This is a genomic window from Nonomuraea sp. NPDC049624 (assembly GCF_040675255.1).
In the GTDB taxonomy this organism is placed as follows: Bacteria; Actinomycetota; Actinomycetes; order Streptosporangiales; family Streptosporangiaceae; genus Nonomuraea.
Genome location: NZ_JBFAOR010000005.1, coordinates 762,563 through 788,796, shown reverse-complemented (window position 1 = coordinate 788,796; position 26,234 = coordinate 762,563). Strand labels below are relative to the sequence as shown.

Sequence of the window (26,234 nt, the reverse complement as noted above, 5' to 3'; positions counted from 1 at the left end):
GTCGGCCCGGGGCGGGATCAGGCCGACAGGCTCTGGGCCAGGCGGCGGGGCAGGCCGGTGTTGCGCGGGCGGCCCACCCGGTGGACGGCCAGCTCCAGCGCCTCCCGCTGCCCCACCAGCACGACCCACGCCTTGGCCCGCGTCACCAGCGTGTACAGCAGCTTGCGCCGCAACATGATCCCGCCCGCCTCGGCCACGATCGGCGCCACCACGAACGGGTACTCGCTGCCCTGCGAGCGGTGCACGCTGATCGCGTAGGCGTGGGTGAGGTCGTCGAGCTCGCCGAACCCGTACTGGACGGTCTCGCCGTCGTCGGTGCGGACCTCGACCACGCGGTCCTGCGGCAGCACGGCGGTGACCGTGGCGGTCTCGCCGTTGAAGACGCCCTTGTCGTAGTTGTTGCGGATGGGCATGACCCGGTCGCCCACCCGGAACACCGACGCCCCCGACCAGTGCTCGGGCTTGTCGTCGGCCGCCGGGTTGAGGCGGTCCTGCAGCAGCCGGCCCAGCGTGACCGCGCCCGTCTCGCCCTTGCGCATCGGGCACAGCACCTGCACCTGCTCGGGCGGCACGCCCTGCTTGCGCGGGATCGCCTCCATGGCCAGATGGGCCACCCGCTCGGCCACCCGCGCCGGATCGTCGAGCTCCTCGAACCAGAACCCGCCGCGCCCCGGCGTAGCCGGCACGCGGCCGGCCCGGATGAGGTGGGCGGCCTCGACGATGCCGCTGCCGGCCGCCTGGCGGAAGACGTGGGTGAGCCGCACCCGCGGGACGGCCTCCACGCGCAGCAGGTCGGCCAGCACGTCGCCGGCGCCGATGCTGGGCAGCTGGTCGCTGTCGCCGATGAGCAGCAGGTGGCTGCCCGGCTGGACGGCCGCCGTGAGCCGCGTGGCGAGATGGAGGTCGAGCATCGACGCCTCGTCGACCACGATCAGGTCGGCCTGCGCGGGCGCCTCCTCGAACAGCGTGGAGGGGTCGGGGTCGGGCTGGTGGGCGAGCATGCGGTGGATGGTCATCGCGGGCATGCCGGTCAGCTCCGACAGGCGTTTGGCGGCCTTGCCGGTGGGGGCCGTGAGCGTGACCGAGCCGCCCGACGCTTTGACCGTGGCGGCCACGGCCCTGACCGTGTGGCTCTTGCCGCAGCCGGGCCCGCCGGTGATGATCGAGACGGTGCAGGTCAGCGCCATGTTGACGGCCGCCCGCTGGTCGTCGTGGAGGGTCTCGTCCTCGCGGAAGGAACGCAGCGGCAGCGTGGAGCGGGCCCGCAGGAGCCGGGTGAGCTGCTCGGTGAGCTGCCGCTCGCGGGCGTGCACGTGTTTGGCGTAGGCCACCGCCCGCCCCGGCTGCTCGTCGTCGGCCTCGACCACCACCCGCCGCTCGGCCACCAGCGCGTCGATCATCGGCCCGACCGCCTCGGGGTCGAGCTCGATCAGCTCGGCCGCCCGCGCCACCAGATGGGGCACCGGCACGAAGCAGTGGCCGTCGCGGACCGCCGCCGACTCCAGCCGGTCGAGCAGCGCCGCCTTGATCCGCTGCGGGCTGCGCTCGGGCACCCCCCGCTGCAGCGCGATGCGGTCGGCGACGCGGAAGGCGATGCCCCTGACCCGGCCGATCAGCCGGTAGGGGTCGGTGGCCAGCACCTCCTCGGCCTCGCCGCCGAACACCTGGTGGATCTTGGCCGCGAGCAGCGGGCTGACGCCCAGCCCCTGCAACGTCACCATCAGCGCGGCGATGGCCTTCTGCTCCTGCCACGCCTGGACGATCTGCGCCTGCCGCAGCGGCCCGATGTTGACGACCTCGGTCAGCCGCCCCGGCTCGGCGTCGATGACCTTGAGCGTGTCCTCGCCGAAGTGGTCGACGATCGCGTACGCCAGCCGCGGCCCGATGCCGCGGATCAGCCCCGACCCCAGGTAGACGCGGATCGCCCGGACCGTGGCGGGCACCACCCGCTCGCACCCGGACACCGCGAACCGCCTGCCGTGGCGCGCGTGGTGGCTCCAGTCGCCGGTCAGCCGGAGCGTCTCGCCGGGCTGCGCGCCCGACAGCGCCCGGCCGGTGGCCACGAAGTCGGGCACGCCCTCGGCGCTCATGCGCGCGACGGTGTATTCGTCGTCCCTGACGTAGACGAGCTGCTCGACCGAGGCCTCCACAGCAGCGATCAAACCATCCGCCACCGACAGTCCGTCACATGGCGCTGGGATAGGTCTCCGGCTCGACGTCGTCCCACGGCTCGGCGTGCAGCGGGTGCAGGGCCTCGGTGACGTCCAGCCAGATGAAGGCGTCGTAGCGGTCGCCGAGCGCGGTGGGCACGTAGTTGCCCCACTTCTCGCGCTCGGGCCGGTAGACGACGCCGATCGCGCGGTGGTCCAGCGGCTGGTCGAACCAGCGCGGACGGGGCCGCGGGGGCGTCACGAACAGGGCGCGCTCGCCGCCGAGCGCGTCGTGCAGCAGCGCCTCCAGCGATCCGGGCCGGGCCGGCGGGACGGGCATGACGTGCGCCCGCGTGCCCCAGCTCGCCCCGGCCACCACCGTCCCCCGGTAGCCGCCGAAGCCGACCAGGACGACGTCCTCGCCGTGCCGCTCGCGGGCCAGCTGGCCGAGGTTGGTCATGCCGGCGGCGGCCATGTCGGTGGCGCGGGCGTCGCCGACGTGCGTGTTGTGCGCCCACACCACGCCCTTGGTCCCGTAGAAGGCGGTCAGCCGGTCGAGGGTGTCGGCCATGTGCACGTCCCTGACGTTCCACGAATCGGGGCCGCCGCCGACCATGGTCCGGTAGTAGCTCTCGGCCCCGGCCACGACCTCGGCGTTCTGCCGGGCCTCGAAGCCGTCCTCGCCGGCGGGCGCGGCCGCCACGACCGCCCTGAGCAGCTCCACGACCTCGTTCTCGCAGGAGTCGGGGACCAGGCGGGTCTCCAGGCCGTACCGCTGCGGGTCGTGGCCGTAGGACTCGAAGCAGTACAGGGCCTCCATCACCGTGCCGAGCTGGCCGGGCAGGTGGTCGGCGGCGTAGCGGCGCACGGCGCGCAGGGACTCCCAGAGGCTGTAGACGTCGAGGCCGTGGAAGCCGACGCGCTCCTGCGGCGGCAGGGCCGCGTTCCAGCGGCGCAGCCAGCGGCAGAACTCGGCGACCTCCTCGTTGGCCCACATGAACGCGGGCCAGCGCTGGTAGGCGTACAGGGCGTCGAAGGGGTCCTCGCCGTCGCGGGTGACCGCGCGGTGGACGCGCTCGCAGTCGGGCCAGTCGCCCTCGACGGCGACGAACCCGAAGCCCTTCTCGGCGATCAGGCGGCGGGTGAGCGCGGCCCGCCAGGTGTAGAAGTCGTGGGTGCCGTGACTGGCCTCGCCGATCAGCACGAGACCGGCCTCGCCGACGCGGTCGAGCAGCGGGTCGAGGTCCTGTTCGCCCGACAGCCGCAGCGCCGAGCGGGTGACGTCATCCATAGCCGTCCTCCTCTGCCGGCCGGAAGACGCCCAGGCATTCGCGGGCGAGCTGGAGCTCCTCGCGCACCTGGACGACCAGGACGGGCACGGCGGCGCCCGGCCCGCTGACCGGGCCGTCGTCGTGCCGGTTGCCGGACTCGGGCGGCTCGACGCCGAGCAGCCCGAGCCGGCGGCAGACCGCCTCGCGCACCTCGGGCTGGTCCCAGCCGATCTCGCCGGTGAACACCAGCGCGTCGATCCGGGACAGCGACGTGGCGGCGGCGGCGATCTCCCGGCTCACCCGGTGGCAGAACACCTCCAGGGCCAGGGCGGCCTCGGCGTCGCCGGCGCGTTCGGCCTCGACCAGCTCGCGGGTGTCGCCCGAGCGGCCGCCGGACAGCCCGAGCAGCCCGGACCGGCGTTGCAGGCCCTCGCCCAGCTCGTCGGCCGACAGGTGGCCCTGCGACAGCAGCCACATCAGCATCCCGGGATCGACGCTGCCCGAACGCCTGCTCATCGGGACGCCGTCCAGCGGGGTGAACCCCATCGAGGTGTCCACGCTGCGCCCGCCCGACACCGCGCACACCGACGAGCCGCCGCCCAGGTGGGTCAGCACCAGCTCCAGGTCGGCGAGCGGCCGGCCGAGCAGCTCGGCCACCCGGTCGGCGGTCCAGGCGTAGGACAGGCCGTGGAAGCCGTAGCGGCGCAGGCCGTACCGGTCGCGCCACTCGCGCGGCAGGGCGTAGACGGCGGCGGCGTCGGGCAGGCCGGCGTGGAAGGCCGTGTCGGGGCAGAGCACGTGCGGCACGGCGGGAAGCTGCTCGCGGGCCGCCTCCAGCAGCGCCAGCGCGGGCGGCAGGTGCAGCGGCGCCAGGCTCACGACGCCGCGCAGCGCCTCGACGGTCTCGTCGTCGGCGACCGTGGGCGCGCGGACGACGTCGCCGCCGTGCACCAGCCGGTGCGCCACCGCGCGGATGTCGCGGTCGAAGTGGCCGCCCAGGAACGCCGCCAGCTCCTCGCGCGCCGAGCCGGGGTCGGCGGCCCGCTCGGCGTGCGCGCTGTCCAGCACGCAGCCGCCCTGCACGAGGTCGAGGCGCAGGCTCGACGAGCCCGCGTTGACGGTGAGCACCGCCTCGGACTCCGCCATCTGCTCGTCGAACGCTCGCCCCATGCACCCCTCCGCGGCCCGACTCCTCTCCCCGGCTACCCGCCGCCCGCGGCCCGACACCTGGACTCCGTCACCTTTACCCCGAGATGTCCGAGCCCGTGGTTGCCCCCGGCGGTGGCCGGGTAGGCGAGCGCCTATGGACATCACCCTGCAGGTGAACGGCGTGCCGCACACCGTGGCCGTCGACCCCAGGATCTCCTTGCTCGACCTGCTGCGCGAACGGCTCGGCCTGACCGGCTCCAAGAAGGGCTGCGACCACGGCCAGTGCGGCGCGTGCACGGTGCTCATCGACGGCCGCCGGGCCAACTCCTGCCTGGCGCTGGCCGTGGCGGTGGACGGCAGCGAGATCGTCACCGTCGAGGGGCTGGCCGCGGGCGAGCAGTTGCATCCGCTGCAGGCCGCGTTCATCGAGCACGACGCCTTCCAGTGCGGCTACTGCACGCCCGGCCAGCTCTGCTCGGCGGTCGGCATGCTGGGCGAGCCCGGGCCGAGCGCCGTCACCGCCGACCTCCTCCTCGACCCGGACCTGACGCCCGAGGAGATCAGGGAACGCATGAGCGGCAACCTGTGCCGGTGCGGCGCCTATCCCGGCATCGTGGCCGCGATCGGCGAGGTGGCCCGGTGAAGCCGTTCGACTACGTCCGCGCCCAGAGCCCGTCGGACGCGGTCGGCCGGTACGGCCCCGGCACGATGTACCTGGGCGGCGGCACCAACCTGGTCGACCTCATGCGCCTCGGCGTGGCCGCCCCCGACCACCTGGTGGACGTCAGCCGCCTGCCGCTGGACGCCGTCGAGCCCGTACGCGACCGGCTGCGGATCGGCGCGGCGGTGCGCAACAGCGACCTGGCGGCCGACCCGCTCGTCCGCGCCCGCTACCCGATGCTCGCCAGGGCCGTGCTGACCGGCGCGTCCGGCCAGGTCAGGAACATGGCCACGGTGGCCGGCAACCTGCTGCAACGCACCCGCTGCCCCTACTTCCAGGACGTCACCAGGCCGTGCAACAAGCGCGAGCCCGGCACCGGCTGCCCCGCGATCGCGGGCGACCACGGCAACCTGGCCGTGCTCGGCGCCTCCGACGCCTGCGTGGCCACCCACCCCTCGGACATGGCCGTGGCGCTGGCCGCGCTCGACGCCGAGGTGCACGTCACCGGCCCGGCCGGCGACCGGATCATCCCCATTCCCGGCCTGCACCGCCTGCCCGGCGACGAGCCCGAGCGCGACACCGTGCTCGAACCCGGCATGCTGATCACCGCCGTCGAGCTGCCCGCGCCGCCGCCGGGCGCCTCCCTCTACCGCAAGGTGCGCGAGCGGGCCTCGTTCGCGTTCGCGCTGGTGTCCATCGCCGCCGTGCTCGACGTGCGCTGGGACGGCGTGGTGACCGGCTGCCGCATCGCGCTCGGCGGCGTGGCCCACGCGCCCTGGCGGGCCGAACGCGCCGAACGGGAGATCATCGGCGGTCCCGCCACGGGGGAGGCGTACCTGCGGGCCGCCGAGGCCGAGCTCGACCAGGCCCGCCCGCTGCCGCGCAACGCGTTCAAGCTGCCGCTGGCGCGCAACCTGATCGTCCGCACGCTGGAGGAGCTGACGCCGTGAACCGCATCGAGGGGCGCGTCAAGGTCACCGGGCTGGCCACGTACGCCGCCGAGTACCCGGTCGAGGGCGTCGCCTACTGCTACCCGGTGCAGTCCACGGTCGCCAGGGGCCGGGTGACCGGGGTGGACGCCGGGCAGGCGCTGGCCATGCCGGGCGTGCTCGCCGTGCTGTCCGTCGAGGACCCGCCCGACCTGGCCGAGGACGCCGACCCCGAGCTGGCGCTGTTCCGCTCCCGGGACGTCGTCTACCGGGGCCAGCTCGTGGCCGCCGTCGTCGCCGGGACCTACGACCAGGCCCGCGCCGCCGCCGACGCCGTCCGCGTCGCCTATGAGCCGCAGGTCCACGACGTGCGGCTGCGCGCCGACCACCCGGACCTCTACCGGCCCGAGGTGGTCAACCCGAACCTGCCGCCCGACACCGGCAAGGGCGACGTGGAGGCCGGGCTGGCCGCCGCCGCGTCGGCCGTGGACGTGACGTACACGACGCCGCCCCTGCACAACAACGCGATGGAGCCGCACGCCGCGGTGGCCGTGTGGGCCGACGACGGCCGGCTGCTGGTCTACGACTCGACCCAGGGCGCCAGCGGCGACCGGGACAGCATCGCCAAGACCCTCGGCCTGCCCGCCGAGCAGGTGCGCGTGGTGTCCAGGCACGTCGGCGGCGGCTTCGGCTCCAAGGGCACCACCAGGCCGAACGCCGTGCTCGCCGCCCTGGCTGCGCGGGCCGCCGGGCGGCCGGTCAAGGTCGTCTTCACCCGGCAGCAGATGTTCGACCTCACCGGCTACCGCACGCCCACCGTCCAGCGGCTGCGGCTCGGCGCGGACGCCGAGGGCCGGCTCACCGCGGTCGAGCACACGGCGTACGTGCAGTCCAGCAGGATCGTCGAGTTCGCCGAGCAGGCCGCCACCCCGGGCCGCGTCATGTACGCCACGCCCGCGCTGCGCACCGCGCACCGGCTCGTCCGCCTCGACGTCGCCACCCCGTCCTGGATGCGCGCCCCCGGCGAGTGCCCCGGCATGTACGCCCTGGAGTCGGCGATGGACGAGCTGGCCGAGGCGGCCGGGATCGACCCCGTCGAGCTGCGCATCCGCAACGAGCCCACGACCGAGCCGGACGGCGGCCTGCCGTTCAGCTCCCGCAGCCTGGTGACCTGCCTGCGCGAGGGCGCCCGCCGCTTCGGCTGGGACCGCCGCGACCCGCAGCCCGGCGTCCGGCGCGAGGGGGAGTGGCTGGTCGGCACCGGCGTGGCCGCCTCCACCTACCCGGCCAGGCGCGGCCCGTCGCAGGCCACCGCGACCGTGCGCGACGGCGACTTCGTCATCCGGGTGGCCGCCGCCGACATCGGCACCGGCGCCCGGACCGTGCTCACCAGGATCGCGGCCGACTGCCTCGGCGTCGCCCCCGGCCGGGTGCACGTCGAGCTCGGCGACAGCGACCTGCCCGCCGCCCCCGTCGCGGGCGGCTCGATGGGCACGGCGTCGTGGGGCTCGGCCGTCGTACGGGCCTGCGAGGCGCTGCGGGCCGACGGCGGCGAGGGGTCCGCCGACACCACCGAGGAGGTCAAGGCCGACGAGGAGCTGGCCAGGCACGCCTTCGGCGCCCAGTTCGCCGAGGTCAGGGTCAGCTCCGTGACGGGCGAGATCCGCCTGTCGCGCCTGCTCGGCGTGTTCGCCGCCGGCCGCATCCTGGACGCCAGGCTGGCCAGGTCGCAGTTCGTCGGCGGCATGACCATGGGCGTGGGCATGGCGCTGATGGAGGAGACGCTGACCGACGACGAGTTCGGCGGCTTCCTGCGCCGCGACCTGGCCCAGTACCACGTGCCGGCCTGCGCCGACGTGCCGGCGATCGAGGCCGTCTGGATCGACGAGCAGGACGGCCTGCTCAACCCGATGGGCTCCAAGGGCATCGGCGAGATCGGCATCGTGGGCACCGCCGCCGCGATCGGCAACGCCGTTCACCACGCCACCGGCCGGCGGGTGCGCGACCTGCCCATCACCCCCGCCAAGATCCTCACCTGAACTCGACGATCCATGTTTCGACCGGCCTCCGCCAAGGAAGAGGAGAACACCCGACAAGGAGGCCGAGTGAAGAACGAGTCGCACGAGGAACGCGCCGACCGCAACTTCGTCGAACTGCTGCAGGGCGCCCGCGTCGCGGTGACCGGCGTGCAGGTGCTGTTCGCGTTCCTGCTGACCGTCCCCTTCTCGCCCGGCTTCGTCAAGCTGGACCAGACCGACCGCTGGCTCTACTTCGCCGCGCTGGTCAGCGCCGCCGTCGCGTCGATCTGCTACATCGCGCCGACCGCCCAGCACCGCGTGCTGTTCCGGCAGGGCCACAAGGAGAGGCTGGTACGCCGGTCCAACACCTACGGCCTGTTAGGAGCGCTCGCCCTGGTGGTGTCGATGACCACGGCCACCATGCTGGTGATCGACTACCTGTTCCACTCCACCCTGGCCTGGGTCACCGCCGGCATCCTGGCCGGGCTGGCCGCCTGGACCTGGTTCGGCCAGCCCGCCCTCGACCGCAGGGGTGATCAGTCCTCCTCCGAGGGCGGCATCTCGGTCTCGTCCCGCGACGACTGACGCGAGTAGGCCGCCCGCCCCACCATGTACGCCGCCACCGACACGGTGATCACCTGCGAGGCCCCCACGATCAGCAGCGGCCCGGCGTTCCACCAGGTGGGCCGGTGCAGCCACATCGCGGCCAGCACCAGCAGCACGCCGAGCACCTGCGGCTTGGTGCCGGCGTGCATGCGGTCGAGCGTCGTGCGGAAGCGCACCAGCCCGGCGCCCGCCGACAACGCCAGCACGGCACCGAGCACCAGGCAGACCGCCGCCCCGGCCTCCATCACGCCGTCCAGGACGCTCACCCCGACCGCCCCGGGAAGAACCGGGCCAGCGACACCGACCCCACGAACCCCAGCAACGACAGCACCTGGAGCACCGGCAGGTCGGAGTAGTCGTCCCTGACCACCGCGAACAGCCCCACCGCGCACATCGCCAGCGACGTCAGAACGTCGAGGGCGACCGCGCGGTCCAGCATCGACGGCCCGCGCCCGACCCGCCACAACGTGGCCGCCGCCCCGCCGCCGAGCAGCGCGATCGTCACCAGGTACACCGCGCTCACCGCAGCTCCTCCCGGTCGGCGCGGGTGCCGAACGCGGCCACGATGCGCGACTCCAGCGCGGCCAGGTCCCTGCGGACCGCGTCCGGGACGCCCTCGCCGGCCAGCCCCAGCACGTGCAGCATCAGCTCTCTCCTGTCCATGTACGCCTCCACCACCAGGCTCCCCGGCATCGTGGACAACGCCACCATGATCATCACGGTCATCGACTCCGACGACGTGCGCAGCCGCACCAGGACCAGCTGCGTGGGCGGATCGCCGGGCCGCACCACCCACGCCACCACCCGCACGGTCGAGAGCAGCATGTCCCACCCGAACCACAGCAGGAACCGCGCCAGCGGCAGCGGCCGCACCCTGATCCCCGGGTCCAGGACGGGCAGCGGCAGCAGCCACGTCACCACCAGCGCGGTCGCCAGCCCGCCCAGCACGTTCCCCGCCGACAACTCGCCCCACAGCGTCACCCACACCAGCGTCAGCCACGCCACCAGCGGCAGCGGCACCCGCCGGCCGAACAGCCGCGGCGCGAGCAGCCCGGCGCTCACCGCTGGGTCCCCAGCACCGCGGTGATGTACGTCTGCCGCTCGCTCAGCTCCGTGGCCACCCGCTGCGTCAGCGCCGCCAGCGGCCCGGCCAGCACCGTGAACGACAGCCCCAGCGCCACCAGCGCCGCCGTCGCGCCCAGCAGCACGGGCGGCAGCGCCGTCGTCGTCACCACCGGCTCCTCACCCGTCGCCTCCTCGCTCTCCATCACCTGGCCCAGCCGCTCCTCGCGCGGCGCCCGCCAGAACGCCTTGCCCCACGTCTTCGCGATCGCGTACAGCGTCAGCAGGCTGGTGAGCAGCCCGCCCGCCACCAGCACGAGCGCCGCCGGGCCGCCCTTGTCCAGGCCCGCCTGCACCAGCAGCAGCTTGCCCAGGAACCCCGACATCGGCGGGATGCCCGACAGGTTCATCGCGGGCACGAAGAACAGCACGCCCAGCACCGGCGCGGTCCTCATCAGCCCGCCCAGCCGGTTGACCGACGTGGTGCCGGTGCGCCGCTCGATCAGCCCCGTCACCAGGAACAGGCTCGTCTGCACGGTGATGTGGTGGACGATGTAGAACACCGCGCCCGCCAGGCCCGCCACCGTCGACAGCGCCACCCCGAACACCATGTAGCCGATGTGGCTGACCAGCGTGAAGGACAACATGCGCTTGATGTCGGTCTGCGCCACCGCGCCCAGCACGCCGGCCAGCATCGTGGCCAGCGCCACCGCCATCAGCAGCGTGGAGACCGGCCCGCCGGGGAACAGCAGCGCCTCCAGCCGGATGATCGCGTACACGCCCACCTTCGTGAGCAGGCCGGCGAACACGGCCGTGGCCGGCGCGGGCGCGGTCGGGTAGGAGTCCGGCAGCCACGCCGACACCGGGAAGATCGCCGCCTTGATCGCGAACGCCAGCAGCAGCGTCAGCTCGACCAGCAGCTTGACCTGCGGGGGCAGCGTGCCGAAGCGCTCGGCGAGCTGCGCCATCGACAATGTGCCCGTCGCGCCGTAGGTCACCGCCAGCGCGATCAGGAACAACATCGACGACGCCAGCGCCATCAGCGTGTACGTGGCCCCCGCCCGCATCCTGGACTCGGTCCCGCCGAAGGTCAGCAGCACGTACGAGCCGCTCAGCAGCATCTCGAACGCGACGAACAGGTTGAACAGGTCACCGGACAGGAACGCGTCCGCCACGCCCGCCACCATGACCAGGAACGCCGGATGGAAGATCGCCATCGGCGCGTCGTGCTCGGCCTCGTCGTAGGCGTTGGCGATCGAGTACACCATCACGCAGAGCGTCACCGCCGACGACACCACCAGCACCAGCGTCGAGAGCCGGTCGGCCACCAGGCAGATCCCGACCGGCGAGGCCCAGCCGCCCAGCTCGGTCACCAGCGGGCCGTTCGTGTCGGCGTGCGCGAGCAGCAGCACCGACACCGCCAGCGAGATGCCCAGCGTGGTGAGGCTGATGGCCGACTGCAGGTGCCGCAGCCGCCCGCCGATCGCCAGCTTGATCCCGGCCGCCAGCAGCGGCAGCAGCACCGGCACGCACACCAGCCCGCGCAGCTCGACCAGGTCACCCACGGGGTCCGCCCCTGCCTGCCACTAGTCGTCGCCCTCCAGTTCGGGGTCGTTGGCCAGCGCCTGGCGGGCCCGCTCCGCGCGGATGGCCGAGCGCATCTGCCTGCGGGCGTCGCGCTGCCTGGCCTTGATCCGCTGGCGCAGCTCCCGCTCGCCGGCCGCCTGCTCGGCCCGCCGCCGGGTGTGCTCGCGGCGCAGCTCGTCGATGCGCTCGGCGTTGTCGCCGGACGTGGCCTCCTCGCCCGGCAGGTCCCGCTGCCCGGCCTCCTCGAAGCCGCGTTGCAGCTCCTCCTCCGACAGCCCTTCGGCCATCCGGGTGCGCATCCACTCCTCCAGCTCGGTGTGCACGCGGGCGATCCGGCGTTCCAGGTCGGCCTCCTGCAGCCGCTCCCGCTCGGCCTGCTCGGCCTCCAGCCGGGCCAGCTCCGCCCGCTGCTCCACGACCAGCCGCCGGTAGGCGTCCTGCCGGGTGCGCAGGGCGTGGCTCAGCTCGCCGCGCCTGGCCCGCAGCCGTACGCGCCGGTCCTCGGTGTCGTCCTGGACCTCGTCGCTGCCGGTGAGCTGCCACGACCGGTGCACCATGGCCAGCACGAACGCCGTCACGCCCAGGGTGATCACGATGGCGGTGAGCACCATCGCCTGCGGCAGCGGATCGGCCATGTCCGCCACCGGCGTGCTGCCCAGGATGGGCGGCCCGCCGGCGTTCCCGCCCGCGGTGACGATCAGCAGGTTCACGCCGTTGCCCAGCACGACGACCCCGGCCAGCACCCGCACCAGGCTCCGCTCCAGCAGCAGCGTCACGCCGGTCGTGATCATCACGCAGCAGCACAGGAACGGCGCCAGGGAGATCGTCACGAGCTCTCCTCCGCCTCGATCTGCCGGTCCAGCTCGGCGCCGAGGCCGCGCAGCACGTCCTGGACCATGCCGGTGACCGAGACGTACACGCCGAGGTCGAACAGCAGGCCCGTGGACACGTGCAGGCCGCCGACCAGCGGCAGGTGCACGTCGGCCGCCAGCATGTCCAGCGCCGCCCGCCCGAACAGCAGCCCGGCCAGCGCCGTGCCGGTCGACAGGGTCAGCCCGGCGCCCATCAGCACGCCCGCGTGCACCGGGACCGCCGCGGCCAGCTCGTACCGGCCGCCGGCCAGGTAGCGCACGGTGATCGCCAGCCCGGCCACGATGCCGCCGGCGAACCCGCCGCCGACGCCGCTGTGCCCGACGAACAGCAGGAACACCGAGAGCACGAGCACCGTGTGGAAGGTCAGCCGGGCCGCCACCTCGAAGGCCACGGCCCGCTGGCCGCGCGGCAGCGTCGAGGACAGCCAGTGCGTGCGCTCGGCGGGCACCCGGCCGCGGTCGTCCCGCTCGATCTCGTACGTCCTGCGCCGCAGGAACACCAGGCTCGTCACGCCCAGCGTCAGCACGACCAGCACCGTGCTCTCGCCCAGCGTGTCCCAGGCCCGGATGTCCAGGATGATCGCGCTGACGATGTTGCGCGCCCCCGCCTCGCGCGCCGCGGCGGGCATCAGCGACCCGACGGCCCAGGTGCTCCGCGCGCCGGTGGCCAGCATGCCCGCCCCCGTCACCACCACCCCCACGGCCAGCCCGAGCCCGAACCGGAACGGCCGCGGCAGCCGGGCCCTGACCGGGGTCACCGGCAGCCGCCGCAGCACCAGGGCGAACACCACCAGGGCCAGCGTCTCGGCCAGGAACTGGGTCAGCGCCAGGTCGGGCGAGCCGTGCGCGAGGAACAGCAGCGCGGTGCCGTACCCGATGACGCCGACGACCACGGCCAGCAGGATGTAGGCGCGTGCGAACAGCGCCAGCGCCGCCGCCGCGGTGATCAGGACCGCCAGCACCGGCTGCTCCACGCGCTCCCAGGCGACGACCGGCACGTCCAGGTGCGGCACGCCGCCGTAGGCGACGGCGAACACGCCGACGCCGGTCGTGGCGGCCAGCGTGAGCAGCAGGTAGTCGGGCAGCGAACCGCGCTGGACGAAGCCGGTGGCCTGGACGGCGAACCGGTCCAGCCGGCGGACGAGCGACCAGAAGATCTGCGTCGAGTCCAGCACGTGCAGCGCCGCGCCCGCCCTGGCCACCGGCTCCCTGGCCAGGAACAGCAGCACCCCGGCCGCCAGCGCCACCGCCGACAGCAGCAGCGCGGGGGACGGGCCGGCCCACATCGCCAGGTGCGTGGCGTGGCCGGGGTCGCGGAAGGTGCCGGTGTAGCCCGACATCGCGCCGCCGTACCAGGAGGCGAAGGGCGCCAGCGCCAGGCCGAGCACCGCCAGCAGCGCGGTGGGCGCGAACATGGCCGCCGCCGTCCGGTGCGCCGGCGTGGCCGGCACGCCCGGCTTGGCGGCGAAGGCCCCCCACAGGAACCGCAGCGTGTACGCCGCCGTCAGCGCCGACCCCGCCACCACCCCCGCCAGCACGAGCGGCCGGTCCAGCAGCGCCTCCAGCGCCGCCTCCTTGCCGGCGAACCCCGCGAACGGCGGCAGCCCCGCCATCGACGCCCCCGCCAGCACCGCGGCCGCGCACACCCACGGCATCGACCGGCCGACCCCGCTCAGCTCGCGCAGCTCACGGGTGCCGGTCGCGTGGTCGACGACGCCCACGACCAGGAACAGCGCGGCCTTGAACAGCGCGTGCGCGGCCAGCATGCCCACCCCGGCCAGCGCCGCGCCCCGGGTGCCCGAACCGAACAGCGTGATCAGGAAACCGAGCTGGCTGACCGTGCCGTAGGCCAGCAGCCGTTTCAGGTCCGTCTCGCGCAGCGCCCGCCAGCCGCCCAGCAGCATCGTCAGCACGCCGAGCGGCACCGCGACCGCCCGCCACAGCGGCACGTCCCCGAACGCCGGCCCGAGCCTGGCCACCAGGTACACCCCGGCCTTGACCATGGCCGCCGCGTGCAGGTACGCCGACACCGGCGTGGGCGCCGCCATCGCGGCCGGCAGCCACGTGCTGAACGGGAAGATCGCCGACTTCGACAACGCCCCGGCCAGCACCAGCACCAGCCCGGCGGCCAGCGGGCCGGCCTGCGGCGGCCGGGCGACGACCCCCGACAGCGTGTACGTGCCCGCCGCCTGGCCGACCACCACGAACCCGGCCAGCATCGCCAGCCCGCCCAGCGTGGTCACCGTCAGCGCCTTCATCGCGGCCCGCCGGCTCGCCCGGCTCTCCGGGTGGTAGCCGATCAGCAGGTAGGAGAAGACGGTGGTCAGCTCCCAGAAGACGTACAGCAGGAGCAGGTTGTCGGCGGTGACCAGCCCGAGCATCGACCCGGCGAAGGCGGTCATCGCGCCGCCGTAGCGGCCCAGGCCGTCGTCGCCGGCCGGGAAGTAGCGCACGCTGTAGACCAGGACCAGCACGCCCACGCCGGTGACCAGCGCCATCATCAGCAGGGTCAGCGTGTCGGCCCGGAAGGACAGCTCCAGCCCGAGCGCGGGCGCCCAGCGGGTGTCCTCCCGCGCCGGCAGCCCCCGCACCCCCAGCCACACCGTGTACGCGAAACCCGCGCCGGGCGCCACGGCCAGCAGCAGGAAGGAGGCCCGTCCCATGCGCCGGGCCAGCCAGGGAGCGCAGACCGCCGCGAGCGCGTGCAGGACCAGCAGCGACTCCATGGGCTCCTCGGGCGGGAATTTCCGGCTACGTCCGCCCAATCTCTCCCGCCCGGTCGTGCCCGCCGCGCAGGCGCGGCCAGGGTTGACCCGAACGTCACCAGTCCCTCACCCGCCCATGAGCGGGTGAGGGACCGGGCCTGCGCCGTCAGAGCTTCGCGCAGGCTCCCGGGCGCGGCGCGCGAGCCGTGATCACGTACTGGTCGATCTGCCGGTCCAGGCAGGACGAGCCGCCCTTGTACGCCGTGTGCCCGTCGCCGTCGTGGGTCAGCAGCACGCCGTGCTCCAGCTGCCCGGCCAGCCGCCTGGCCAGCTCGTACGGCGTTGCCGGGTCACGCGTCGTGCCCACCACCACGATCGGCGGCGACCCGTGGGCGCGCACCTTCCTGGTGAACCCCTTGCCCTTGACCGGCCAGTACGCGCAGCGCTGCTCGGGATGGTCCAGGCAGTTGACGGCCGCCAGCGCCTCGCCGCTGTTGTCGTAGCTGCCGTCGGGACGGCGTCCGTGGTTGACGTCGGCCAGGGCGAGCATGGCCGTGCCGTCGCCCTTGAAGGCGAGGGTGAGCGCCTGGCGCAGGTAGGGCCAGCTGTCCTTGGCGTACATGGCCTGGTTGACGCCCGCCCGCAGGATGGCCTCGTTGACCTGCCTGCTGTCGCCGTCGTTGCGCAGCGGCGCCCGGTCGGCCCGCTGGTAGAGCGCCTCCAGCCGCCTGGTCGCGGCGGCGACGGTGTGCCGGGGGAACGGGCAGTTCCTGGCCCGGAAGCAGTCGCGCAGGAACGACTCGCGCGCCAGCCGGAACCCCCGCTCCTGCGCCGCGCCGAACTCGGCGAGCGTCTGGCCGGGGTCCTCGGCGCCGTCGAGCACCATGGCCCGGATCCGGGTGGGGAACAGGTCGGCGTAGCGGGCGCCCAGGTAGGTGCCGTAGGAGAAGCCGAAGTAGGTCAGGCGGGCCTCGCCCAGGGCGGCCCGCATCACGTCCAGGTCGCGGGCGACCTCGCCGGTGCCGACGTGCGCGAGCAGCTGCTTGCCGGAGTTGGCCGCGCAGCCCTGGGCGAAGATCTTCATCCACGCCTTGGCCCGCTTGACCTCGGCCGCGTTGTCGGGGGTGGGGTCGGCGGCGAAGTAGGCGTCCAGGCCGAGGGGGGACAGGCAGCGTACGGGGGCGGAGGCGCCCACGCCGCGCGGGTCGAAGCTGACCACGTCGAAGTGCTGCCGGACGGCGGCCGACATGACGGTCCTGTCGGCCTTCAGGAGGGTCGTGCCGGCGCCGCCCGGACCGCCGAAGTTCAGCACGATCGAGCCGATCCGCCGGCCGGTCGCGGGCAGCCGGACCATGGAGATGCTGATCCGCCGGCCGCCGGGCTTCGCGTAGTCGAGCGGGACCGTCAATTTCGCGCACTGGAACCCGCTGCCGCACCCCGACCAGGCCAGACGCTGACCGTAATAGGCGTTGAGCCCGCCGTTCGCGGCCGCCTCCGCGGCGCCGGACAGGCCGGCCGCGGCGATCAGAGCGGCGAGTACGGGGGAAAGAATCGTGATTAAACGTCGCATAATCAAAAGTTGAAGGGGATACCTTGCGAGCCCCTTTAAGCGTGGTGGCACAGATCGTCTGCAAGAAGCGCGCCGGGCTGGGTATCGAGCAGGTCATCCGCACGACTACCAGGGGGAACAGGCCGCCATGTCGCAGCAGAACCGTCCCGTCGAGGGCGAGCACAAGTACGAGCAGCACGTCACCTCGACCGACGAGCACGAGGAGCGGCCCGGCCGCAGTCTCGTCACCACCGACCACGACGTGATCCAGCAGTGGGCGCAGGAACGCGGCGCCAAGCCCGCGACCGTGCCCGGCACCGAGCACCAGGGCAGGGCGGGCGTGCTCCGCTTCGACTTCCCCGGCTACGGCGGCGACGACCTGGCGGAGATCACCTGGGAGGAGTGGTTCGAGACCTTCGACCAGCGGAGACTGAACTTCATCTACCAGGAGCACAAGAAGGACGGCAAGCAGAGCAACTTCTTCCGGCTGGAGAACCCGGACCGCGAGGACGCCTGACCCCCGGAGGGGCGGGCCCGCCCCCGCCCGCCCACCGGTGTTCAGCCGCCCTCGGAGACCCGGCGGGTGACCTCGTCGGCCAGCCGGTCGAGTGAGCGGTCGAGCAGCTCGCGCACCTCGCCGACCCTGGCGCTGGAGGCGGGCTCGTCGAGCAGCGACAGGTGCACGGTGACCTCGCTCGTGCCGGCCGCCGAGTCGGACACCTGCAGCCAGCCCGCGTAGTCGGGGTGGTCGCGGCCGCCCCACTCCACCCGGAGCTGGTCCTCCTGGGCGCGGAACAGCCCCTCGTGCCGCCCGCTGCCGGGCACCAGCTCGCCGCCCGCCTCGACGGTGCCCGCCCCACCGTCGCCGACCCACAACCCCTGCGGCAGCCACCGGTCCATCAGCTCGACGTCGGACGCCACCCCGAACACGATCATGCTGTCGGCCGGCATCCCGCGCGTCGCCTCGATCTCCGCCATCCCGGGCCCCCGTCTCTCTCGAATGCCGCCGTACCGGGCGCGGACCGCGCCGCCTGCCACCGGCAGCCGAACGCGGCGACCATACCCGTGGCATCTGCTCGCAAACCGGCCCCCGCGGTGGCCGTCTCTGCCACTACGGTGGCTCCGGTGAAACCGCGGCGAGAGGGGAGAACGGCGCGATGGCGGAGCTGCCACGAGTGCCGCCGGAGATGTTCCGGTTCGCCACCACCGAGCGGGCGGATCTGCACACGGCCCTCCTCGACGTCCTCGGCGCCGCCGCCGAGCGCCTGGAGCCCGCGCTGACCGCCGGCGAGGTCCGCGACCGGCTGCGCGCCGGCGGCTGGTACGCCCCCGTCGGCGACCACGACCTCACCGGCGCGCTGCGCCAGCTGGCCGGCTGGAGGCTGGTGGAGGTCGTCTTCGACCACGCCGCCGGCTTCGCGACCGCCGAGGAGTACGAACGCAGGAACCTGCGCTACGCCCTGACCGCCCAGGGCGAGGCCGCCCACGCCGGGCTGCGGGAGGCGTCGGCGACACTGGCCACCGCGACACCGGTCTCGGGGAGTGCGCACCCCGCCGTGCTCGACGCGGTCGCCGACCGGCTGGAGGAGCTGGAGGCGCTGCTGGCCGACCCCGACCCCGGCCGCGACCGAAGGGTGTTCACCTGCCTGCGGGAGCTGGAGTGCCACCTCGACGGGCTGCGCCGCGACACCGTGCGGCTCAACGGCGAGCTGCGGCGGCTGCTGCGCGCCGACGGCGCCGGGTTTGGCACGTTCCACGAGGCGGAGGCGGCCACCGTGGCCTACCTCCAGGAGTTCGTGACCGGGCTGGAGCAGCGCGGCGAGACGGTGGCGCGGGCGCTGCGCGGCGTGGCCGCCCGGGGCGTCGGCGTCCTGCACACCCGCGCCCTGGCCGGCGCCGACCTGCCCCGGATCCCCGGAACCGACCTGGCCACGCCGTGGCTGGCGGCCCGCGCCGCCGCCTGGGCCGAGCTGCGCCAGTGGTTCGACCCCGGCCTCGCCCCCGCCCCCGACCTCGCCAGCGGCACCGGGAGCGGTGGCGTCGAGAGGGGTGGCGCCGAGAGCGGCGGGGCCGGGAGCGGGGGCGGGCCGCGGTTGCGGCGGCTGCAGGAGGTCGCCGGCGAGGCCATCGTCACCCTGCTCGGGCTGCTCGACCGCGTCACCGCCGCCCGCCGCCCCGCCTCCGGCGCCGCCGCCGACTTTCGCGCGCTGGCCCGCTGGTTCGCCACCGCGCCGGGCGAGGACGACGCCCACCGGCTCTGGGACGCCGCCTTCGGCCTCGGCCCCGCCCGGCACGCCCACCTCGGGCACGCCGACGCCGAGCTCGTCCCCGCCGGGACGCCCTGGGCCGAGGCCGGGCCGGTGGCGGTCTCGGCGCTGCTGCGCTCGCGGGGCAGGACCGAGCGCATGGGCCGTACCGGACGGGTGCGCGACGTGGCCGCCCTGCGCGCCGAGCGCCGTGCCCGCGCCGAGAAGGAGCACGCCGGGCTGGAGGCCGCCTGGCAGGCGCTGGCCACCACCGGCTCGGTCCGGCTGTCCCAGCTCGGCGTGCTCGACCACGACACCCTCGGCCGGCTGCTCGACCTGCTGGGCCGGGCCCTGGCCGCCCGTCCCGACGCCACCGGCCTGCGCCGGGCCGTCACCTCCGACGGCCGGGTCGAGGTCGTGCTGCGGGCCCCCGGCGACGGCGCGGTCGCGGTGCTGCGCACGTCCGAGGGCTGGTTCCGCGGCCCCGACTACCTGCTCGACGTGTGCTCCCCGGGCGCCCGCGACCACGGGAGGGCCGAAGGGGCATGAGCAGCCTGGCCAACCAGCTCGTCAGGGCGGAGAAGGAGGAGATCGCCCGCGCGATCAGGACCCTCCTCGCCCGGCCCTTCCTCACGGCGGACGACGAGCCCGCCGCCTTCACGGTGATCAGGAAACGGCGGGAGCCGCTGACCCGGTGGTTCGACTACTTCTGCGGCTGGCGGCTGGTCGTGGAGCCCCGCGAGGGCTACGCCCGCCTGGTGAAGGTCGGGTCGCGGCCGACGGCCACCCGCCCGGCCCGCCGCCGTCCCGGCGGCCCGCCGTTCGACCGCCGCCGCTACACGCTGCTGTGCCTGTGCGCGGCCGAACTGCTCGCCGCGCCGGTCACCACGATCGGCATGCTGGCCGGACGGGTGGCCCGGGCGGCGGCGGTCGAGCCCGGCGTGCCCCCGTTCGACCCGGTCAGCGCGGACGAGCGGGCCGCCTTCGTCGACGCGCTCAAGCTGCTCGAACGGCACGGCGCGATCACCCCCACCGACGGCACGACCGACGCCTACCTCGGCGACGAGGACGCCAAGGTGCTCTACCGCGTGGACACCACCCGCGTGATCAGGCTGCTGGCCGCCCCCGTCCCGCCCTCCAGCCTGCCCGGCACCCCCGCAACCCCCGCCGCGGCGCTCACCGTCGAGGCCCGCTACGGCGGCGACGAGCCGACGGAGACCCAGCGCGCCCTGTGGGCCCGCCACTCCGTCATCCGCCGCCTGCTCGACGAGCCCGTCGTCTACCGCGACGAGCTGACCCCCGCCCAGGCCGCCTACGCCGCCTCGCTCACCGGCCGCCGGATGATCCGCAGGGCCGCCGAGGAGGCCGGGTTCGTCCTGGAGGAACGCGCCGAGGGGCTGTTGCTCGTCGACACCGAGGCCACCGCCACCGACACGAGGTTCCCCGACGACGGCGGCCCTGCCAAGGTCGCCGCCCTGCTCCTGCTCGACCTGCTGGTCACCGCCGGTCCGCTGCCCGCCGGACGCCTCGACGAGGAGGCCGCCGGGCTGCTGCGGCGCTTCCCCCAGTGGGCCAGGTCCTACCAGTCGGACGGCGGCGCGCCCCGCCTGGCGGCCGACGCGCTGGAGGTGCTCGGCATGTTCGGGCTGGCCCGCCGTACCGGCGACCGGGTGGCCGCGCTGCCCGCCGGAGCCCGCTACCGGGTCGATCGCGGCCCGGCCGACACGGAGGACGCATGACCGTCACCGAGCTCACGCCCGCCCGCACCGCCCAGGGCACGGACCGGCGCTGGATCCCCGTACGCGCCGGGATCCTCAACGTGTGGCGCTACCACGACGAGGTGTTCGAGTTCCACCGGGGCAGGCTGCTGCTGCGCGGGCCCAACGGCAGCGGCAAGTCCAAGGTGCTGGAACTGCTCCTGCCGTACGTGCTGGACGCCAGCCTCAAGCCCAGCAGGCTGTCCACGTTCGGCGGCACCGAGCGGACCATGCACTGGAACCTCATGGGCGAGGGCGCGAGCGGCGTCACCCGCGTCGGCTACGTGTGGCTGGAGTTCCAGCACGCCGACGGCCGCTGGTTCACCTGCGGCGCCCGTCTCCAGGCCACCGCCCACACCAAGAACGTCACCGCCGCCTACTTCACCACCGGCTCCCGCGTCGGCCTGCCCGGCGGCGTCCGGCTCACCGGCGACGGCGGCCAGCCGCTCACCAGGGCCCAGCTCGCCGACGAACTGGGCGAGGCCGGGACGGTCCACGAGTCCGCCGACGCCTACCGCGCCGTCGTGCGCGGCACCCTCTACAGCGCGCTCAACGAACAGCGCTACGACTGCCTGCTCACCGCGCTGCGCCAGCTGCGCACCCCCAAACTGTCCGAACGCCTCGACCCCGGCCTGCTGTCCGACCTGCTGTCCAGCGCCCTGCCGCCGCTCGGCGAGGGCGAGATCCACGAGATCGCCGACGGGTTCGAGCGGCTCGACCGGCAGCGCGAGGAGCTGCGCCTGCTCGACCGCGACGTGCGGGAGGCCGACCGGCTGGCCGACGTCCAGCGCGGCTACGCCCAGAAGGTGCTGCGCGCGGCCGCCGCCGCGGCCCTGGACGCCGGGCAGGCCGTCGACGCCCTCGCCGCCGAGGTCAAGGCCGGACGGGAGGCCCTCAAGCAGGCCGGCGACGAGCTGGCCGCCGCGGCCGTCCGGCTGTCGGAGGAGGAGGCGCAGGAGCTGGCCCTGGCCGCGCAGATCGACGGGCTGAAGGAGAGCGAGGCGTACCGGTCCGGGCACGACCTGCACCGGCTGCGCACGCAGGCGCGCGAGGCGCACGAGTCGGCGGCCGGGCTGCGCGACCAGGCCGGGGCGGCCGCCCGCAGCGCGTCGGCCAGGCAGGAGCTGTCGCTGCGCGCGGCGGCCGTCGCCCGCGCCGCCACCGGGCTGGCCGACCGCGCCCGCGCCGAGGCCCGCCGGGCCGCCGAGCGCGCCGGGCTGCTCTCGGTCCACCTGGAGTGCGAACGCCCGGTTCCTGATCACTCGGGCGCTCAGCCGGGCGGCGAGGGGGAGCGGGGCGACGACGGCGAGGAGTCCGTGCGCCGCGCCCGCGAGCTGCTGCGCGCCGCCGTCACCAGCCGCGCCGGCCAGATCCGCGAGGTCGCGGCGGCGGCCGTCGAGCACGAGGAGGCGATCGGCCGCCGCACCACGGCCGAGCACGACCGCGACCGCGTCCGCGACGACCTGGCGGCCGCGACCGCCGCCCACGACCAGGCGGCCGCGACCCGCGAGGAGCGCGCCCGCGACCTGGCCGCCGCCCTGGAGGAGTGGGCCCGCGGCTGCGTGCACCTCCGGCTCGACCCAGAGGAGCTGGCGGGCCTCGCCGACCGCTGCGACCAGGCCGACGAGCTGGTCGGCGCGGCGCGCACGGCGGCCGCGGTCCGGCTGGCCGCCCGCGAGCACCACCTGACCGGCCTGCGCGACCGGCTGCACGCCGAACGCGCCGAACTGGCCCGCGAACGCGAACGCCTGGCCGACCGGACCGCCCTGGAGCCGCCCCCCTCGCACGCCCGCCCCGCCTCCCGCTCCGGACGGCCCGGCATGCCGCTGTGGCGGGCGCTCGCCTTCCGCTCCGGCGTCGACCCGGTCACCCAGGCGGGCGTCGAGGCGGCGCTCGAAGCCTCCGGCCTGCTCGACCTGTGGCTGCTGCCCGACGGCGGCATGGACCCCGGCGAGCACGACGCCTTCGCCGCCTCCGCGCTGGCCCGGCCCGCGCCCGGCCAGAGCCTGTCCGCCGTGCTGTCCGCCCAGCCGGGCGCGCCCGTCTCGGCCGAGCGGGTGCTCGCGGGCGTCGCCTTCGCCCCCACGGCGCTCGGCCTCGACCACCCGGCGGCCGTCGGCGCCGACGGCACCTGGCGGCTCGGCCCGGCCGCCGGGCGCTGGGTCAAGCCGGAGCCCTCCTACATCGGCGACGCCGCCCGCGAGCGCGCCCTGCGCCGCCGCGTCGCCGAGCTGGACGACCGGCTCTCCGACCTGGCCGGCACGATCGCCGAGTGCGACCACCTGTTCAGGGTGCTGGCCGGCGACCGCGACACGCTCGCGGCCGAGCTGCGGCGGCGGCCCGACAGGAGGCCGTACGACGGCGCCGCGCGGGCGCTGGACGCGGCCGTGGGCAAGGTCGCCCTGCTGCAGGACCAGCTCCGCGCCCACGAGCAGCGCCTGCACGAGCGCGAGAAGGAGGTGGGCAGGTCGCTGCGCCGGCTCACCGAGCTGGCCGCCCGGCACGCCCTGCCCGCCGCCCGGCCCGCGCTCGACCGGCTGGAGGCCGCCCTGCGCGCCGCCGAGACCACCGGCGCCGTCTGGCACGACCGACGCGGCGACGCCCGCGCGGCCAGGGAACGCGCCGGCCAGGCGGCCGAGACCGCCCGCGAGTACCAGGACCTGGCCGTACGCGCGATGGAACGGGCCGAGGAGGCGGCCGACGCGGCCGTCGTGCTGGCCGAGAAGCTGGCCGCCGTCGAGCCCGCGGCCGGTGGCGAGGACCTCGACCTGCTCGGCCGGCTCCAGGACGCCCAGACCGCCCACCAGAGCTGCCGCCGCCTGATCCGGACCATCCACGACGACACGGCCCGGCTCAACGCGCGCCTGGGCCGGCTCAGGGGCGAGCTGGCTCAGACCGAGGAGAAGCACGCCGAGGCCGGGCGCGTCCGCGAGGCGGCCTGCGAACGCCTGCGCCGCCTGCTGGCCGGCCATCTGGCCGCCGACGCCGGCGTGCCGGCCGGCCTCGCCCCCGACGCCGGGGTGCGCGCGGTGCTGGAGGCGGCGGGGGACGTGGCCGGACGGCTCGCGGAGGTGCCGTACGAGCGACGAACCGTCAGGGAGGCCGAGGCCCGCCTGCGGGACGCCTTCCACCACGCCAGGGAGATCCTGGCCGGCCGCGCCGAGCTGGAGCTGGCACCCGACGAGGACGTCCAGGTGCTGACCGCCACCGCAGGCGGCGTGCGGGCGGGCGCGGCGGCGCTGGGCAGGGCGCTGCGCGGCGAGCGCGACGAGCGGCGCGGCGACATCACCGAGGCCGAGCGCGACCTGTTCGACCGCACGCTCGCCGGCGACACGCGACGGCACCTGGCCGACCGCATCCGCCAGGCCGCCGCGCTGGTCGAGGGCATGAACCAGCGGCTCGAACGCGTCCGCACGGCCTCGGGGGTCGCGGTGCGCCTGGTGTGGCAGGTCGATCCCACCCAGTCACCGGCCACCCGCGCGGCCCGCGAGCTGCTGCTGCGCGACCCGGCCGGGCTGAGCGAGGCCGACCGCGAGGCCCTGTACGCCTTCTTCCGTGACCGCGTCGAGGAGGCGCGCGCCGACAACTCCTCGGCCGGCTGGGAGGACCAGCTCATGAAGGTGCTGGACTACACGTCCTGGCACCGGTTCGTGGTCCGCCTCGACCGCGGCGACGGCCAGGGCTGGCAGGACCTGACCAGGAAGCTGCACGGCGCCCTGTCCGGCGGCGAGAAGGCCATCGCCCTGCACCTGCCGCTGTTCGCCGCCGTGGCCGCCCACTACCGCACCGACCCCGGCTGCCCCCGGTTCATCCTGCTGGACGAGGTGTTCGTGGGAGTCGACCGGGCCAACCGCGGCCAGGTCTTCGACCTGCTGGTGAACCTCGGGCTCGACCTCGTGCTCACCTCCGACCACGAGTGGTGCGAATACCGCGAGCTCGACGGCATCGCCATCCACCAGCTCATCACCGGCGACGGCGACGACGCGGTGACCACGGCCCGCTTCGTGTGGAACGGCTACCGGACCGTCGCCACCGAGACCCTTGATTAGAAAGGTTCTTTACCACCAGCGATCGTGTCCGTATGGTGGGGGCAACCCTCGGGAGGCGGTCATGAAGATCCGCACCGCTGCGGTCGTGCTGACGACCCTGCTCGCCCTGTCGATCCCTGCCTCGGTGACCGTCTCGCCCAGTGCCACGGCGGCGGCCGCCGTCGCCTTCGGCGCGATCGTGCCCGCTCCGGTGAGCGCGGTCCCGGCGGCGGGGGTGACGTACCGGATCACCGCCGCCACGGCCCTGTACTCCGACGTGGCCGAGGTGGGCGAGCAGCTCGCGCGGCGGTTGCGCCGCTCGACCGGCTACCCGGTCCCGATCGTGACGGCCCCGCCGGCGGACGGGATCGCGCTGCGCCTGGGCACGGTCGCCGGCGGGGAGGAGGCGTACCAGCTCGACGTGACCGCCACCGAGATCGTCGTGCTGGCCAACGGGCCCGCCGGGCTGTTCGACGGCGTGCAGACGCTCCGGCAGCTGCTCCCGTACGCCGCCGAGGCCGAGACGGTGCAGCCCGGCCCCTGGCCGGTGCCGGGCGGCCGGGTCGTGGACCGGCCGCGCTACCCCTGGCGGGGCGCGATGCTCGACGTGGCCAGGCACTTCTTCCCGGTGGACGCGGTCGAGCGGTACCTCGACCAGATCGCGCTCTACAAGATCAACCGCCTGCACCTGCACCTGTCCGACGACCAGGGCTGGCGCATCGCGATCGACTCCTGGCCCCGGCTGGCCTCCTACGGCGGCGGCACGGCGGTCGGCGGCGATCCCGGCGGCTCCTACACCAAGGCCCAGTACCAGGAGATCGTCGCCTACGCCGCCGCGCGCAACGTCACCGTGATCCCGGAGATCGACATGCCGGGGCACACCAACGCCGCCCTCGCCTCCTACGGCGAGCTCACCTGCGACGGCGTCGCCCCGCCGCGCTACACCGGCACGGACGTCGGGTTCAGCTCGCTGTGCACGTCCAAGGAGCTCACCTACACCTTCGTGGACCAGGTGATCGGCGAGCTGGCCGCGCTCACCCCCGGCCCGTACCTGCACATCGGCGGGGACGAGGCGTCCTCCACCACGCCGGCCGACTACCGGGCGTTCGTCGACCGGGCGCAGGGCATCGTGGCCGCCCACGGCAAGACCGTGATCGGCTGGCACGACGTCGTCAACGCCACCCCGCTGCCCACCACGGTCGTCCAGTACTGGGGCAGCGACCCCACGGAGACGGCGGTCTCGACGGCGGGCCGGAAGGTCGTCATGTCCCCGGCCAGCCGTGCGTACCTGGACATGAAGTACAACCGGCGCACCCCGCTCGGCCAGACCTGGGCGGGCACGATCGAGGTCAAGGACGCCTACGGCTGGGATCCCGGCGCCTATCTCAGAAGGCTCCCGCCCGAGCAGGTGCTCGGCGTCGAGGCGCCGCTGTGGACCGAGACGCTCAGGACGTCGGCCGACCTCGAGTACATGGCCTTCCCCCGCCTGCCCGCGCTCGCCGAACTGGGCTGGTCCCCCTCCGCCACGCACGACTGGACCGCGTTCCGGCAGCGGCTGGGCGCGCAGGGCCCGCGCTGGCGCGTCATGGGGATCGCCTACTACCGCTCCACCCAGATCGCCTGGCCCTCCGGTTCGTAGGAGCC

Annotated in this window: 20 protein-coding genes; 9 read left to right on the top strand and 11 right to left on the bottom strand. The window is 74.8% G+C overall.

What is annotated here, in order from left to right; translation table 11 throughout:
* Window positions 1-17: 17 nt before the first annotated feature.
* The 3 genes from AB0J76_RS24560 to AB0J76_RS24550 are packed head-to-tail and all read right to left on the bottom strand — an operon-like array spanning window position 18 to window position 4,591.
* Window positions 18-2,150 (bottom strand): ATP-dependent RecD-like DNA helicase, encoded by a 2,133-nt coding sequence (locus AB0J76_RS24560; RefSeq protein ID WP_352327906.1) that lies wholly within the window; start codon window positions 2,148-2,150, stop codon window positions 18-20.
* A gap of 34 nt (window positions 2,151-2,184) precedes the next feature.
* Window positions 2,185-3,441 (bottom strand): erythromycin esterase family protein, encoded by a 1,257-nt coding sequence (locus tag AB0J76_RS24555; protein WP_352327905.1) that lies wholly within the window; start codon window positions 3,439-3,441, stop codon window positions 2,185-2,187.
* Window positions 3,434-4,591 (bottom strand): acetate/propionate family kinase, encoded by a 1,158-nt coding sequence (locus AB0J76_RS24550; protein ID WP_364390557.1) that lies wholly within the window; start codon window positions 4,589-4,591, stop codon window positions 3,434-3,436. The genes AB0J76_RS24555 and AB0J76_RS24550 overlap by 8 nt, the downstream gene beginning before the upstream one ends.
* 133 nt (window positions 4,592-4,724) lie before the next feature.
* On the opposite strand from AB0J76_RS24550, the gene AB0J76_RS24545 reads away from it, so the two are divergent.
* The 4 genes from AB0J76_RS24545 to AB0J76_RS24530 all read left to right on the top strand — a co-directional run bounded on the left by AB0J76_RS24545 (window position 4,725) and on the right by AB0J76_RS24530 (window position 8,763).
* Window positions 4,725-5,213 (top strand): 2Fe-2S iron-sulfur cluster-binding protein, encoded by a 489-nt coding sequence (locus AB0J76_RS24545; RefSeq protein WP_352327550.1) that lies wholly within the window; start codon window positions 4,725-4,727, stop codon window positions 5,211-5,213.
* On the top strand, window positions 5,210-6,181 hold the full coding sequence (locus AB0J76_RS24540) for a xanthine dehydrogenase family protein subunit M (RefSeq protein ID WP_352327549.1): 972 nt from the start codon (window positions 5,210-5,212) through the stop codon (window positions 6,179-6,181). The genes AB0J76_RS24545 and AB0J76_RS24540 overlap by 4 nt, the downstream gene beginning before the upstream one ends.
* On the top strand, window positions 6,178-8,199 hold the full coding sequence (locus AB0J76_RS24535; protein WP_352327548.1) for a xanthine dehydrogenase family protein molybdopterin-binding subunit: 2,022 nt from the start codon (window positions 6,178-6,180) through the stop codon (window positions 8,197-8,199). The genes AB0J76_RS24540 and AB0J76_RS24535 overlap by 4 nt, the downstream gene beginning before the upstream one ends.
* 66 nt (window positions 8,200-8,265) lie before the next feature.
* Window positions 8,266-8,763, top strand: coding sequence for a DUF6328 family protein (locus AB0J76_RS24530; RefSeq protein WP_352327547.1), 498 nt, complete (start codon window positions 8,266-8,268; stop codon window positions 8,761-8,763).
* On the opposite strand, the gene AB0J76_RS24525 is transcribed toward AB0J76_RS24530, so the two are convergent.
* The 7 genes from AB0J76_RS24525 to AB0J76_RS24495 all read right to left on the bottom strand — a co-directional run bounded on the left by AB0J76_RS24525 (window position 8,715) and on the right by AB0J76_RS24495 (window position 16,580).
* The gene (locus AB0J76_RS24525; protein ID WP_352327546.1) at window positions 8,715-9,050 is read right to left on the bottom strand and encodes a monovalent cation/H(+) antiporter subunit G; all 336 of its coding nucleotides are present in this window, start codon (window positions 9,048-9,050) and stop codon (window positions 8,715-8,717) included. The genes AB0J76_RS24530 and AB0J76_RS24525 overlap by 49 nt on opposite strands.
* Window positions 9,047-9,307: a monovalent cation/H+ antiporter complex subunit F gene (locus AB0J76_RS24520; RefSeq protein ID WP_352327545.1), complete on the bottom strand. Its 261-nt coding sequence runs from the start codon at window positions 9,305-9,307 to the stop codon at window positions 9,047-9,049. Before AB0J76_RS24520 ends, AB0J76_RS24525 begins: the two co-directional genes overlap by 4 nt.
* Complete coding sequence (locus tag AB0J76_RS24515; RefSeq protein WP_352327544.1) at window positions 9,304-9,846, bottom strand: Na+/H+ antiporter subunit E; 543 nt, start codon at window positions 9,844-9,846, stop codon at window positions 9,304-9,306. The genes AB0J76_RS24520 and AB0J76_RS24515 overlap by 4 nt, the downstream gene beginning before the upstream one ends.
* Window positions 9,843-11,411, bottom strand: coding sequence for a Na+/H+ antiporter subunit D (locus AB0J76_RS24510; protein WP_352327543.1), 1,569 nt, complete (start codon window positions 11,409-11,411; stop codon window positions 9,843-9,845). Before AB0J76_RS24510 ends, AB0J76_RS24515 begins: the two co-directional genes overlap by 4 nt.
* A gap of 21 nt (window positions 11,412-11,432) precedes the next feature.
* Window positions 11,433-12,263, bottom strand: coding sequence for a Na(+)/H(+) antiporter subunit C (locus AB0J76_RS24505; protein ID WP_352327542.1), 831 nt, complete (start codon window positions 12,261-12,263; stop codon window positions 11,433-11,435).
* Window positions 12,260-15,031 (bottom strand): Na+/H+ antiporter subunit A, encoded by a 2,772-nt coding sequence (locus tag AB0J76_RS24500; protein ID WP_352327541.1) that lies wholly within the window; start codon window positions 15,029-15,031, stop codon window positions 12,260-12,262. Before AB0J76_RS24500 ends, AB0J76_RS24505 begins: the two co-directional genes overlap by 4 nt.
* Before the next feature lie 145 nt (window positions 15,032-15,176).
* Window positions 15,177-16,580: an alpha/beta hydrolase gene (locus AB0J76_RS24495; protein WP_364390551.1), complete on the bottom strand. Its 1,404-nt coding sequence runs from the start codon at window positions 16,578-16,580 to the stop codon at window positions 15,177-15,179.
* A 127-nt stretch (window positions 16,581-16,707) separates the two neighbouring features.
* Here AB0J76_RS24495 and AB0J76_RS24490 point away from each other — a divergent pair, with 127 nt between their 5' ends.
* A complete protein-coding gene (locus AB0J76_RS24490) occupies window positions 16,708-17,076 on the top strand; it encodes a hypothetical protein (protein ID WP_352330620.1) in 369 nt (122 codons plus the stop codon).
* Between the two features lie 41 nt (window positions 17,077-17,117).
* Here AB0J76_RS24490 and AB0J76_RS24485 read toward each other — a convergent pair whose 3' ends face one another.
* Window positions 17,118-17,537: an SRPBCC family protein gene (locus tag AB0J76_RS24485; protein WP_352330618.1), complete on the bottom strand. Its 420-nt coding sequence runs from the start codon at window positions 17,535-17,537 to the stop codon at window positions 17,118-17,120.
* Between the two features lie 179 nt (window positions 17,538-17,716).
* Between AB0J76_RS24485 and AB0J76_RS24480 the strand changes: the two genes are divergently transcribed.
* The 4 genes from AB0J76_RS24480 to AB0J76_RS24465 all read left to right on the top strand — a co-directional run bounded on the left by AB0J76_RS24480 (window position 17,717) and on the right by AB0J76_RS24465 (window position 26,229).
* Window positions 17,717-19,354, top strand: coding sequence for a TIGR02677 family protein (locus tag AB0J76_RS24480; RefSeq protein ID WP_364390548.1), 1,638 nt, complete (start codon window positions 17,717-17,719; stop codon window positions 19,352-19,354).
* Window positions 19,351-20,544, top strand: a complete 1,194-nt coding sequence (locus tag AB0J76_RS24475) for a TIGR02678 family protein (RefSeq protein WP_364390546.1) — start codon at window positions 19,351-19,353, stop codon at window positions 20,542-20,544. Before AB0J76_RS24480 ends, AB0J76_RS24475 begins: the two co-directional genes overlap by 4 nt.
* Window positions 20,541-24,611, top strand: coding sequence for a TIGR02680 family protein (locus AB0J76_RS24470; protein WP_364390544.1), 4,071 nt, complete (start codon window positions 20,541-20,543; stop codon window positions 24,609-24,611). Before AB0J76_RS24475 ends, AB0J76_RS24470 begins: the two co-directional genes overlap by 4 nt.
* 61 nt (window positions 24,612-24,672) lie before the next feature.
* The gene (locus AB0J76_RS24465) at window positions 24,673-26,229 is read left to right on the top strand and encodes a beta-N-acetylhexosaminidase (protein WP_352327079.1); all 1,557 of its coding nucleotides are present in this window, start codon (window positions 24,673-24,675) and stop codon (window positions 26,227-26,229) included.
* Window positions 26,230-26,234 lie beyond the last annotated feature (5 nt).

Excerpts from the sequence above, each read along its gene's own strand:
- AB0J76_RS24480 (WP_364390548.1), top strand. The coding sequence starts at position 17,717 with ATGGCGGAGCTGCCACGAGTGCCGCCGGAGATGTTCCGGTTCGCCACC.
- AB0J76_RS24470 (WP_364390544.1), top strand. The coding sequence starts at position 20,541 with ATGACCGTCACCGAGCTCACGCCCGCCCGCACCGCCCAGGGCACGGAC.
- AB0J76_RS24495 (WP_364390551.1), bottom strand. The coding sequence starts at position 16,580 with ATGCGACGTTTAATCACGATTCTTTCCCCCGTACTCGCCGCTCTGATC.
- AB0J76_RS24485 (WP_352330618.1), bottom strand. The coding sequence starts at position 17,537 with ATGGCGGAGATCGAGGCGACGCGCGGGATGCCGGCCGACAGCATGATC.
- AB0J76_RS24555 (WP_352327905.1), bottom strand. The coding sequence starts at position 3,441 with ATGGATGACGTCACCCGCTCGGCGCTGCGGCTGTCGGGCGAACAGGAC.
- AB0J76_RS24545 (WP_352327550.1), top strand. The coding sequence starts at position 4,725 with ATGGACATCACCCTGCAGGTGAACGGCGTGCCGCACACCGTGGCCGTC.
- AB0J76_RS24490 (WP_352330620.1), top strand. The coding sequence starts at position 16,708 with ATGTCGCAGCAGAACCGTCCCGTCGAGGGCGAGCACAAGTACGAGCAG.
- AB0J76_RS24500 (WP_352327541.1), bottom strand. The coding sequence starts at position 15,031 with ATGGAGTCGCTGCTGGTCCTGCACGCGCTCGCGGCGGTCTGCGCTCCC.
- AB0J76_RS24475 (WP_364390546.1), top strand. The coding sequence starts at position 19,351 with ATGAGCAGCCTGGCCAACCAGCTCGTCAGGGCGGAGAAGGAGGAGATC.
- AB0J76_RS24465 (WP_352327079.1), top strand. The coding sequence starts at position 24,673 with ATGAAGATCCGCACCGCTGCGGTCGTGCTGACGACCCTGCTCGCCCTG.
- AB0J76_RS24550 (WP_364390557.1), bottom strand. The coding sequence starts at position 4,591 with ATGGGGCGAGCGTTCGACGAGCAGATGGCGGAGTCCGAGGCGGTGCTC.